This is a genomic window from Bacillus sp. OK048, from assembly GCF_900103525.1.
In the GTDB taxonomy this organism is placed as follows: Bacteria; Bacillota; Bacilli; order Bacillales; family Cytobacillaceae; genus Neobacillus.
This window is the reverse complement of sequence record NZ_FNHN01000001.1, coordinates 657445-668457: the sequence shown is the minus strand read 5'-3', so window position 1 is coordinate 668457 and position 11013 is coordinate 657445. Positions and strand designations below refer to the sequence as shown.

Annotated in this window: 14 protein-coding genes; 9 read left to right on the top strand and 5 right to left on the bottom strand. The window is 35.6% G+C overall.

What is annotated here, in order from left to right:
* Positions 1-435: 435 nt before the first annotated feature.
* A complete protein-coding gene (locus BLR86_RS03260; RefSeq protein WP_090758199.1) occupies positions 436-624 on the bottom strand; it encodes a YkvS family protein in 189 nt (62 codons plus the stop codon).
* A 226-nt stretch (positions 625-850) separates the two neighbouring features.
* Here BLR86_RS03260 and BLR86_RS03255 point away from each other — a divergent pair, with 226 nt between their 5' ends.
* The 7 genes from BLR86_RS03255 to BLR86_RS25890 all read left to right on the top strand — a co-directional run bounded on the left by BLR86_RS03255 (position 851) and on the right by BLR86_RS25890 (position 6002).
* Positions 851-1045 (top strand): hypothetical protein, encoded by a 195-nt coding sequence (locus BLR86_RS03255; protein ID WP_090758198.1) that lies wholly within the window; start codon positions 851-853, stop codon positions 1043-1045.
* A 267-nt stretch (positions 1046-1312) separates the two neighbouring features.
* Positions 1313-1579: a phosphocarrier protein HPr gene (locus BLR86_RS03250; protein ID WP_090758197.1), complete on the top strand. Its 267-nt coding sequence runs from the start codon at positions 1313-1315 to the stop codon at positions 1577-1579.
* Positions 1579-3291 (top strand): phosphoenolpyruvate--protein phosphotransferase, encoded by a 1713-nt coding sequence (ptsP, locus tag BLR86_RS03245; RefSeq protein WP_090758196.1) that lies wholly within the window; start codon positions 1579-1581, stop codon positions 3289-3291. The genes BLR86_RS03250 and ptsP overlap by 1 nt, the downstream gene beginning before the upstream one ends.
* Before the next feature lie 89 nt (positions 3292-3380).
* Positions 3381-4166, top strand: coding sequence for an SDR family oxidoreductase (locus tag BLR86_RS03240; protein ID WP_090758195.1), 786 nt, complete (start codon positions 3381-3383; stop codon positions 4164-4166).
* Between the two features lie 83 nt (positions 4167-4249).
* Positions 4250-4723, top strand: coding sequence for a hypothetical protein (locus BLR86_RS03235; protein ID WP_090758194.1), 474 nt, complete (start codon positions 4250-4252; stop codon positions 4721-4723).
* A gap of 157 nt (positions 4724-4880) precedes the next feature.
* Complete coding sequence (locus BLR86_RS03230) at positions 4881-5759, top strand: NAD(P)-dependent oxidoreductase (protein WP_090758193.1); 879 nt, start codon at positions 4881-4883, stop codon at positions 5757-5759.
* A 66-nt stretch (positions 5760-5825) separates the two neighbouring features.
* Positions 5826-6002: a hypothetical protein gene (locus tag BLR86_RS25890; RefSeq protein WP_175492768.1), complete on the top strand. Its 177-nt coding sequence runs from the start codon at positions 5826-5828 to the stop codon at positions 6000-6002.
* Positions 6003-6026: 24 nt separating this feature from the next.
* Here the strand turns inward: BLR86_RS25890 and BLR86_RS03225 are convergent, their stop codons facing one another.
* The 4 genes from BLR86_RS03225 to BLR86_RS03210 form a co-directional block, all read right to left on the bottom strand.
* Positions 6027-7190, bottom strand: coding sequence for an aminotransferase A (locus tag BLR86_RS03225; protein ID WP_090758192.1), 1164 nt, complete (start codon positions 7188-7190; stop codon positions 6027-6029).
* Positions 7191-7329: 139 nt separating this feature from the next.
* On the bottom strand, positions 7330-7530 hold the full coding sequence (locus BLR86_RS03220; protein ID WP_090758191.1) for a hypothetical protein: 201 nt from the start codon (positions 7528-7530) through the stop codon (positions 7330-7332).
* A gap of 146 nt (positions 7531-7676) precedes the next feature.
* Entirely contained in the window at positions 7677-8270 is a 594-nt protein-coding gene (locus BLR86_RS03215) for a YkyB family protein (protein WP_090758190.1), read from the bottom strand.
* 15 nt (positions 8271-8285) lie between these two features.
* Positions 8286-9164, bottom strand: a complete 879-nt coding sequence (locus BLR86_RS03210; protein ID WP_090758265.1) for a metallophosphoesterase — start codon at positions 9162-9164, stop codon at positions 8286-8288.
* A gap of 315 nt (positions 9165-9479) precedes the next feature.
* Here BLR86_RS03210 and BLR86_RS03205 point away from each other — a divergent pair, with 315 nt between their 5' ends.
* Both BLR86_RS03205 and BLR86_RS03200 read left to right on the top strand, forming a co-directional pair.
* Entirely contained in the window at positions 9480-10691 is a 1212-nt protein-coding gene (locus BLR86_RS03205) for an EAL domain-containing protein (RefSeq protein ID WP_090758189.1), read from the top strand.
* A 67-nt stretch (positions 10692-10758) separates the two neighbouring features.
* Positions 10759-10998 carry a hypothetical protein gene (locus tag BLR86_RS03200; protein ID WP_090758188.1) on the top strand — a complete coding sequence of 80 codons (240 nt, stop codon included), beginning with the start codon at positions 10759-10761 and terminating at the stop codon, positions 10996-10998.
* Positions 10999-11013: the final 15 nt, after the last annotated feature.

Below are 11013 nucleotides of genomic sequence, written 5' to 3'. Positions count from 1 at the left end.
CTTCTGGGATCAATATATCATAAAGTGCACTGTATGAACTTAGCACTAATTCTTTTTTAGGAAGCATAGTTTCACCCATTTTCTAAATGTTTTCTTTCTCTAATAATATCATTTTTACTTCAGCAACTAAATCAATGCATACGAAAAAGGAAGAGTTTCCTCCTCCTTTAATCATTACAAGGGTTATATTGAGACTTTTTCAGCAGTCTCGCGACTGGCTGCCTTTTCTAGAAAGATAAGAAAGTATAAGTTTTTGAACTTAGTTTACTGTCCAGCTCCAGCGCCCTAGCGGCTAGTGTCCTTCGCTCTCCGCCCTACGATAAGTCAACATCGAATCGCCTCCGGCTCTTCGTGTTTCCTTTATCTCAGTTGGAGCGCTCCAGGCCATACGCTGCTGACCAGGGCGCTTGCGCTTTTCTACGAAGCTATTAAATATTAATAAGCGCTTTCTTTTACAATCTTATAATTTTTATGGTTAACAACGGTCCGCTGGTCCAATTCTAAATCTCGATAATTATCCATTAACGTTAGGTCGACTATTACAGAGTTTTCATTTACCTTTTCTACAATCCCTTTCAATCCGCCGCGGAATTCAATGATATTTCCTACTTCTGCTTTCTTCAATTAGTCTCTCTCCTTTGCTTGACAAACTATATATATATATTTACATAACAGTTTGCACTAATTTTTACCATTCGTAAAGTGTTTTATTTGACAATTATGTTAATTCTCAAGAAAAGTGAAGAAAAGTTGTAATCGATTACATTTTGGAGGGTTTTTTCAAAAATGGCTTAATGGGTTACACAATTTTGATGCTTATTATAAAATAGTAATAGAGGTGGTGCAGAAAATGAATGAACAGGATATTAATGATGTCTTAGAAAATTTAAAAACAGGAAATCTTTCAGAGTACTATGTTAAAAAAGAAGATTTTATGGAATTTCGGCAAGTTCTTGTCAAAAGGGAGGACTTTAAACATTTTCGCGGAATCGGTCAAAGGGGTGGAGATGTATTATATCAGTACTTAGAGGTGCCTAGAAGTTGAAAATTTGTATTTTTTACGAAAAATCGATTTGTCGATGATAAAATTCGCTTTCAATAAGGGTTATAGGTTGTCTGTATTTATTGAAAATGGTATCCTTGCAATTGTATGTATGTGTTTCTAGTAATAAATTGATACCGGCAATTTACATACTTCTTATTCTATGGGAGAAAATATTACAATTAGTTCATAAGTACTTATCTGACTTTAACGTTTAGATATGTAATTGCCAGTTTCATTTTACATTAATGAGAAGGAGTTTGATTTAACATGGCAGAAAGACAATTTAAAGTAATAGCTGATACAGGGATTCACGCTCGACCAGCAACATTACTTGTACAAACAGCGAGCAAGTTTGACTCAGAAATTCATTTAGAATATAAGGCTAAAAAAGTAAATTTAAAATCCATTATGGGCGTTATGTCTTTAGGCATTGGACAAGGTGCTGATATTTCAATTAGTGCTGAAGGCAGTGACAGTGAAGAAGCTCTAAGAAGTCTAGAAGAATTATTGAAAAAAGAAGGTTTGGCAGAGTAATGACATTTTTACAGGGAATTGCTGCTTCAAATGGTATTGCTATTGCAAAGGCTTATCGGTTAGTAGAACCAAATTTATCATTTGAAAAACAAACCGTGCAAGACGCAGCAGTAGAAGTAAATCGTTTTAAGGCTGCAATTGAGAAATCAAAAACAGAACTTGAGGCAATTCGTGATAAGGCCCAAATAGAGCTTGGTGCAGATAAAGCTGCAATCTTTGAAGCACATTTACTTGTTTTAACTGACCCAGAATTAAATGGACCAATTGAAGATAAGATTCAGTCAGAAAAAGTAAATGCAGAAGCTGCATTAAAAGAAACCGCTGACATGTTTGTTATGATGTTTGAACAAATGGACAATGAGTATATGAAGGAACGTGCAGCTGATATCCGCGATGTAACAAAGCGTATTTTGTCACATTTACTTGGTGTTCAGTTAGTAAATCCAAGCATGATTGCAGAAGAAGTAATCATTGTGGCAGAGGATCTAACACCTTCAGATACAGCTCAATTAAACCGTCAATACGTTTTAGGTTTTACAACGGATATTGGCGGACGTACATCCCATTCTGCGATTATGGCACGTTCTATGGAAATTCCTGCTGTTGTAGGTACAAGGACAGCAACCGAAGAAATCAATAATGGTGACTTAGTGATTGTTGATGGTCTTAAAGGTGAAGTACATATTAACCCGACTCCAGAACTTGTGGAGGAATACCGAAAAATTCATGAACAATATGAGGCACAAAAGACTGAATGGGCAAAGCTAGTTAATGAGAAAACACTATCAGCGGACGACCATCATGTTGAATTAGCAGCTAATATTGGTACTCCTAATGATTTAAAGGGAGTAATTGAAAACGGTGGGGAAGGTGTAGGTCTATACCGAACCGAATTTCTTTATATGGGCAGGGACCAGCTTCCTACTGAAGAAGAGCAGTATGATGCGTATAAAGCTGTTTTAGAAGGGATGAAGGGGAAACCGGTTGTTGTTCGTACATTAGACATCGGCGGCGACAAAGAGCTTCCATATCTTCAATTACCAAAAGAGCTTAATCCATTTCTAGGATTCCGTGCTATTCGTTTATGTTTGGAAGAACAGGATATCTTCCGCACACAGCTTCGAGCGCTTCTTAGAGCAAGCAGTTATGGTAACTTAAAAATTATGTTCCCAATGATTGCGACCTTGGACGAATTCCGTGAAGCAAAGGCAATCTTAGAAGATGAAAAACAAAAGCTCGTAGCTTCTGGGCAAAAGTTGTCAGACAGTATTGAACTGGGAATAATGGTTGAAATCCCTTCAACAGCTATTTTAGCTGACCAATTTGCTAAAGAGGTAGATTTCTTTAGTATTGGAACCAATGATTTAATTCAATATACTATGGCTGCAGATCGGATGAATCAGCGTGTATCCTATCTTTACCAGCCGTATAGTCCATCAATTCTCCGCTTAGTGAAGATGGTAATCGATGCTGCTCATGCAGAGGGAAAATGGGCAGGGATGTGCGGTGAAATGGCTGGAGACGAAACGGCGATTCCGCTTCTTCTTGGTCTTGGATTAGACGAATTTTCGATGAGTGCAACTTCCATCTTAAAAGCACGTTCACAAATTAAGAAGTTGAGCAAAGCTGAAATGGAAAACTTGGCTCAACAAGTCTTAAATATGCAAACAACTGACCAAGTAATTGAAGCTGTTAATGCGGCTACAAAATAAGATTTTTTAAAGAGACAGGGCAAACTGTCTCTTTTTTATAGGCAATTTTAGTATAATACGTATAGATAATCTAAAGGGGGATGTTTGGAATGGATTTGAATCTAAGCGGGAAAACAGCGCTTGTCATCGCTTCTAGCCAAGGCTTAGGCTATGCAATCGCTGAACGGTTAGTAACAGAAGGAACCAATGTAATGATTTCTGGCCGTGATGAGGAAAAACTCAAAGAGAAGGCTAGGGAGTTAGAATCAAGAGGCCTTGGTAAAGTAGCTTTCCAAAAAACAGATATAACCAAAATAGAAGATATTAAACAATTAGTTTCAAAAACAATCGAAGTATTTGGCAGTCTTCAATTACTAATTAATAATGCAGGTGGTCCACCAGCAGGGTCCTTTGAGGAGTTAACAGACGATGATTGGCAGAATTCATTTGAACTAAATTTATTATCATACGTCCGTGTCATTCGTGAAGCATTACCTTTTTTAAAACAGCAAGGAGGAAAAATCCTTAATATTGCATCATCATCGATAAAGGAACCTATACCTGGGTTAATACTTTCTAACACCTTTAGAACAGGGATTGTTGGACTTTCCAAAACTTTAGCTTCGGAATTCGCACCACATAATATCCTCATCAATACAATAGCACCTGGACGTATTGCAACGGACCGTGTTAAGCACTTAGATCAAATTAATGCAGAAAAACAGGGAGTCGATATTGAAAAGGTCGAATTAACCATGAAAGCTGCTATTCCTCTTAAACGATATGGGACGCCAGAGGAATTTGCTAACGTTGCAGCATTCCTTCTTTCAGATGCAAATACCTATATGACAGGAAGTTCGTTTTTAGTTGATGGAGGTATGATTAAAGCTATTTAACTTCGCTATTATAATAATCATCTCAATTTACGTTTACTACTAATTTCAATTGGTTAAGGTAGAAACATAAAGGAGTGTTTAAGATGCGTAGAAATATAAAAATGATTTTTGCCTTAAGCAGTATGCTTATCTTAGGAACCGCACTTACAGGATGTGGGTTTCCTCTGTCAAAAGAACTAATTGTCAACCGTTACGCAGATGCATTGTTGACGAAGAATAACGAAATTCAATTTCGATTTAGGATTAATAATGAAATTTTAGATAGACAAGAATTATATAAAGTAAAAGTAACCATTCACGATGATCAATTAGCTGCGGCAATTGGTAAACGGGAAATCGTCTATGGTGAAGATCAGTTTTTAAATGGAGAATATTTAGAAGGAAAGGGCAAAAGTGAAAAATATATTTTCATGGATCCACTGCCCTTACAAAAAGATATACACATACATGATTTACAACAGATGATTGAAAAAAATAATGCGGTTTCAATTGAAATATACAATAATCAAGAAGTATTTGGCCGTGTTTACTTAACAAATTTTTCGTCAGAGCTTTAAATTTTATAGTTTAATTCGATTTTATCTAGGAGAAACTATAAAGGTGCATAAATTTGGAGATTGAGCACGATAACCGGAAAGTACTTAGTTCCGGTTTTTTTGCGTCAACCATTATATAATTGAGATGTGGAAATAATATTTCGGGGGATTGATTAATTTGTTTACACCAGAAAATACGGTGATTGGATTTATTGGAACTGGCGTTATGGGAAAAAGTATGGCAGGAAATTTATTGGCTGCAGGGTATCAACTAATTTTATATTCAAGGACAAAAGAAAAAGCTGGAGAACTATTAGATAAGGGTGCACAGTGGGTGAAAACGCCAGGAGAAATGGCAAAGAAGGCTACTATTATTATTACCATGGTAGGCTATCCATCTGATGTGGAAGAAATTTATTTAGGAGAGAATGGACTTGTTTCCAATGGTCAGCCGGGAAGCTTTCTCATCGATATGACGACATCAGCTCCATCACTTGCCATGAAAATATCTAAAGCTGCAAAAGAGAAAGGCATTCACGCTATCGATGCCCCTGTCTCTGGTGGTGACATCGGTGCTAAGGAAGCGAAACTGTCTATTATGGTTGGGGGAGAGGCAGAAGACTTTGAAGCCATAAAACCATTACTTAATCTGTTGGGAACAAACATCGTGTATCAAGGAAAAGCTGGTGCAGGACAGCACACAAAAATGTGTAATCAAATTGCGATAGCTTCTAATATGATTGGTGTCTGTGAGGCAATCATTTATGCAGAAAAAGCTGGATTAGACCCAGAATCAGTTTTAAAAAGTATTACCACTGGTGCAGCAGGAAGCTGGTCATTAAGTAATCTCGCCCCAAGAATGCTAAATGGGAATTTTGAACCAGGATTTTACATAAAACATTTTATTAAGGATATGAAAATTGCCATAGATGAAGCAGAGCACATGGAAATGAAAGTTCCAGGTTTATCATTGGCGAAATCACTTTATGAACAACTTGCGGAAATGGGCGAAGAAAATAGTGGAACCCAGGCACTTTATAAATATTGGAAGTCCTGATACGACTCGTATAAATTCCTCCTGGTTTCAAAAACTAGGATAGAAGTAAAATTAGGAGGAATCTTGATGGCTAAACGAAATAAAAAGAATGACCCAGAGCAAAAAAACAAAAAGGGTTTTGACTCTGCAGTCTTAAATGAAGAATTTGCTCATGAGATGGGCTCTGCAGCAACAAACAAAATCCATAAGGATAAAGCAAAAAAAGAAAAAGCTGCAAAAAATAACGGTAAATATAACGGATAGTAATGTAAAGTTAACCCTCACTTTTTAGGAGTGAGGGTTTTTCATGTTGATAAATTTTTCCATTCGGTTTAACCCATTTTCTAACGTTTCAAGTGAACAGGCAAATGATAGTCGAAAAAACCCTTCACCATAATCAGAGAATGCACTTCCAGGTACCACAGCTACCTTTGCTTGATGAACCAGCTCAAGAGCAAAATCAAAACTATTCAAAGGGATAAAATCGGGGATTTTCACAAAGAAATAAAATGCTCCATCAGGTTTGATTACATTTAACCCCATTGCGGTCAGGCGGTTATAAACATAGTCCCGTCTTAGGGAATATTCCTCTTTCATTGGGATTGCATCATCAATACCAGTAGTTAATGCTTCTAAGGCTGCTTTCTGAGCAATCGAATTTACACAGGATACATTATATTGGTGCACCTTTACTATATGCTTTGTAATACTTTCAGGTGCGAAGAGGAAGCCTATTCTCCAACCAGTCATCGAATGAGATTTTGATAATCCATTAATAACAATTGTCTTCTCCTTTAGAAAAGAAGCGATTGAAGTATGAGGCTGATCATAGAGTAACTCGCTATAAATTTCGTCGGCTAGTACAAAAATTTCTCGTTCTTTTAAATATACGGCAATTTCTTTTAACTCGTTAGCTGTAAGGCTTACGCCTGTAGGATTAGATGGGTATGGTAAAACAATACAGCGTGTCTTATCGGAAATATAAGGTTTAATCATTTCTAATGTAAATCGGAACTGATTATTCCGTATATCGACATGAACGGGAACTGCGCCGCACATATGTATTATGGGTTCATAGCCTGGATAAATAGGTGCCGGCAGGATTACTTCAGAACCTTCGGTTAATATGGTCCTGAAGGATATATCAATGGCTTGACTTGCTCCAATTGTTACAATTACTTCTGATTCTGGTTCATAGGAAAGGCCATACTTTTTTTTAACAAAATTGCACGCGGCAATTCGTAATTCACTGATTCCAGCATTGGGTGTATAGGAAGTGAAATTTTCCTCGATTGCTTTAATACCGGCTAGCTTCACATGCTCAGGTGTTGGAAAATCTGGCTGACCAATTGTAAATGAAATAACATCGTCGATATGAGAAACCATATTATAAAATTTTCTTATTCCTGAAACCTCTATATTTTGAACATTAGCATTAATTAAGTGCTCCACCCTTGTTCATCCTTCCATTGCTGTCATGAATAACTTTGATTATAAACAGATTTATTGAAATAATCTACAATAGTGAAGCATGAAAAAACAGCCTGATAGTCATCCAGGCTGTCTCAAAGGAGTAACAAAATAGTGAAAATCAATAACCATAATCCCAATCAACTTCATCTTCATGCCAGAAGACAGGAGAAACGGAAGCAAATGAAACGATTTTATTGTTAAGCTTGCAGCTGCATTGATCATAGCCACATTGCCCTTTGATTTCTTCGAATACTGATTGTTCAACATCTTCAATAAATGTAATCCTTTTTTCCTGAAAAAGAATCGCTGTTCCTTTCATGATTAAGGCACCTCTTTTATTATTTTTTCTTACTATGCTTGTATTGTAAGCTTGAAGGGCAAATAGGTCTACATCTAGTAAAAGAGTTCACAAAATTATCATTAAGCTGTAGCAAAAAAATGAAAAGCCAAACTGAATAGCTATTTTTACGTATATCTCTCACCTAATTTTTTAAAGATAGGCTTTTGATATGGACGGTTTTTTCGTTGGTTAGAAGGTGGTTCTTCGATTTCCATAATCCCGGTATATGTCTGTAATACATTTTTAGCGAAGTTAAGTGAGAGTGAGGATTTTGGATTTCTAACACTTCCATCTAATTTCCCTAAATGAGGAAGCTCCGCAAAATCAGATTTTGTTGGTGGTATATGAAAAGTATAATGGCCACATTCGACGAGGACATCCGATTGCTGTTTACTATTTCGGGGATTTTTTGAAAAATGAAGTCCTAATTTTTTAGCTTTTCCTTCTTCAAGTAATTTTTTTAAAGCTTCATGCTTTAATTTGTATAGAAATTTGGGGTTTGGTGCTGTTTTTGCATGGCGATTAACAATAAAGAGAGCTTGTGAGAGGTTATCGATCGTTAGCTTTTCTTTTGTATAGGGGGTTTTTTTGTCATCAGTCAAAATAGCTACTCCTTTTATGTTAGATATTTGTCTATCTTTATTATTATTAATTGTAAAATAGAAATACAAGAAAGTAAAAACATTATTGTAAAAAATAATTAAAAAATCCTTATCCATTCAATGGTAAGGATTTTAATCTGATTCTAATGAGTTTAAAGTAAAGACGGTTAGTTCGGGTTTTGCCATAAACCTAAAGGGGAGCCTAGTTGTACCAATTCCCCTATTTACATATAATTCCAAATCATTATTATCACCTATGGCATAATAACCCTCTGGGTAATTTTGTGCAAAAGGAGGGACTACAAGTGCGCCAATAAAAGGTATTTTCACCTGACCTCCATGGCTATGACCGCTTAACTGCCAATGAATCTGATAAGTGGAGGCATCATCAGCAACATCCGGAGCGTGTGACAAAAGCAGTTTAAAAGAGCTCTTTGGTACCTGTTTCATTGCTTGTGCCAGATCAGGTTTTCCTAGCATACGATCATCAATGCCTAGTAGTGATATATAACTCCCATCATTTTTTCTTATAAGACGGGATTCGTTTAGAAGTACGGTGAAATTAGATAATTCCATTATATTTCGATAGATTTCTGAACCATACCCACCATGATCATGGTTTCCAAAAATACAATATTTGCCCATAGTTGCATGTAACTGTTGTAAAATAGGAGCGATTTTATTTATCTCCTCATATTTATTAGGTTCATCCATTAAATCTCCAGTGAAAAAAATTAAGTCGGGCTGAAAATGATTAATTTTTTTTACTAATTTTTCTAATTGGTGTAAATTATAATGAAAACCTAAATGTGTATCGCTAAATTGGACAATTTTCACCCCATTAAAGCTAGTGGGAATGGAGGAATGTTTGATATCAAGTTTATTTATTTCAAGTAGTGAAGGTTCAATACGATTGGCATAGAAATACCCGCCTGAACCAAGACCGAGAACAGTTAGAATGGTACCGAATGTACGTTTCAAAAAAGTTCTCCTTTGCATTTTATTGGGCATCATTCATCTACCAACCTATCTCTGATTTTTTGCCTAAAAAAATTAGGGTCATTGGTATTTTCTTTAATAATGGTCATTTTTGCAAGTGATAAGCAATGAATTATTCTACCAAAAAAAGCCTTCAATTTTTCATACTCTAAATTGGACAATAATTTCATAAAAACAGCCCTATTTTTTGGCTGCCTTTATTATCATTTGAAGTTCCATGTTGCCTTTGATGGTTTCAGATTGAAAAAGAACAAGTTATCCAGGTTAAGCGTATTGTATAAAGAGTATGGTATAATGAGGAAAATATTTTTTGCGGAGGGTACTTGAATGGATGCATTGGATATCCTAACGGATCTTGAAAATGTCATTCCTTATTTTCAACCAATTTTTAGTGCCGATCAGCAGCGAGTTATTGCTTATGAAGTTCTAGGCAGGTATCGGTCAGAAGGCAACATCATCAGTTTGGGTAATTTTTTCCTTGATGATCAAATTCCAGAGGAATATAAGTATGAAGTGGATCAATTGTTAGTCCAAAAGGCATTAGAACTTTCATTTGAGCTTGAAGATGATGTTAGTATTTTTCTGAATCGTGATGCCGATTTACTTATGTACCGACATGGTGAGCCTTTTCTACAAGAACTTTTGGCTTTTGAAAAAAGAGGATTGAATTTAAAGAGAATAGTCCTTGAAATTTCTGAAGGGAAATATAAGGGTGATTTTTCTCAATTAGATCACTTATTACAATATTACCGGACATATGGTATTAAAGTGGCAATTGCAAGTATGGATAGTGATACGAATTTCCTTGAACGAATCAGTCAGTTAAATCCTGAAATCATAAAAATTAATCTAGGTGCTTTAAAATCAAATGCAACCTCCGTCAATTATACAGATGTATTATTTTCTCTATCTTTATTAGCAAGGAAAATTGGAGCCACATTACTTTTTGAAAATATAGAAATGAGCTTTCAGCTTCAATTTGCATGGAAAAATGGCGGGAGATATTATCAAGGGTTTTATCTACACCCTCCGGCAGCAGCGTTTATTGATCGAGAATTACAAAAAGATCGTCTTAAGGAAAAATTTCATGACTTTATCGCCTATGAGAAAAGGAAGCTTGTGGCGATTTATACAGCTGCGGAATATTTTCAAACTAAGGTACAGGATATTTTAGGAAAGAATAAGAAGGCAAACTATGAAGAGTTGTTTGTCTCACTTGTAAAAGAAATGGATCAAATTGCATTCCGAATGTATGTATGTGATGAAGATGGATTTCAAAAATCATCGAATATTTTTAAGGGTGAAAGCGGTTGGTACACCCAAAAGGAATATATCCAAAAAAATTGGAGCTGGCGTCCATATTTTTTAGAAAATATTTTCAAAATGAGGGTTGAAGGTAAGGGAATATTATCTGATTTATATAGTGATATTGAGACTGGTGAGACCATTCGAACATTTTCTATTCCGATAAATGGAAATGATTATTTGTTTATTGATATTGCCAATCAGTATTTATTTGAAAATGACCAATTGTTATAACATAGTAAGTATAGAATCGTTCATCAGGTGGAATTTTAATTGTAACTTGATGAAGGAGAAATTGCTCATGAATCTATTTGTTAATGCACTCTCAATCGTTATTGTTGGAATTCTAGCGGTTTCGCTTATCTATACGTTGTCTGTAGGAAGACATCAAAAAGCGGTTGAAGGAGAAATAGATACTGAAATCCCTAAACCAGTACAAAAACATGTATATTTGAGCAATCCGATTTTTCTGTCATATGGTATCTTTTTTGCTTTGGTTCTTTTTATCATCCTCTTTGTAGCAATTACCTTTTTACGATAATGAAAAAAACTTGTC

Bases quoted from the DNA above. Each gene is read 5' to 3' on its own strand.
- BLR86_RS03210 (WP_090758265.1), bottom strand. From the start codon at position 9,164: ATGCCCAATAAAATGCAAAGGAGAACTTTTTTGAAACGTACATTCGGT.
- BLR86_RS03215 (WP_090758190.1), bottom strand. From the start codon at position 8,270: ATGGATAAGGATTTTTTAATTATTTTTTACAATAATGTTTTTACTTTC.
- BLR86_RS03250 (WP_090758197.1), top strand. From the start codon at position 1,313: ATGGCAGAAAGACAATTTAAAGTAATAGCTGATACAGGGATTCACGCT.
- BLR86_RS25890 (WP_175492768.1), top strand. From the start codon at position 5,826: ATGGCTAAACGAAATAAAAAGAATGACCCAGAGCAAAAAAACAAAAAG.
- BLR86_RS03200 (WP_090758188.1), top strand. From the start codon at position 10,759: ATGAATCTATTTGTTAATGCACTCTCAATCGTTATTGTTGGAATTCTA.
- BLR86_RS03255 (WP_090758198.1), top strand. From the start codon at position 851: ATGAATGAACAGGATATTAATGATGTCTTAGAAAATTTAAAAACAGGA.
- BLR86_RS03220 (WP_090758191.1), bottom strand. From the start codon at position 7,530: ATGAAAGGAACAGCGATTCTTTTTCAGGAAAAAAGGATTACATTTATT.
- ptsP (WP_090758196.1), top strand. From the start codon at position 1,579: ATGACATTTTTACAGGGAATTGCTGCTTCAAATGGTATTGCTATTGCA.
- BLR86_RS03205 (WP_090758189.1), top strand. From the start codon at position 9,480: ATGGATGCATTGGATATCCTAACGGATCTTGAAAATGTCATTCCTTAT.
- BLR86_RS03235 (WP_090758194.1), top strand. From the start codon at position 4,250: ATGCGTAGAAATATAAAAATGATTTTTGCCTTAAGCAGTATGCTTATC.
- BLR86_RS03240 (WP_090758195.1), top strand. From the start codon at position 3,381: ATGGATTTGAATCTAAGCGGGAAAACAGCGCTTGTCATCGCTTCTAGC.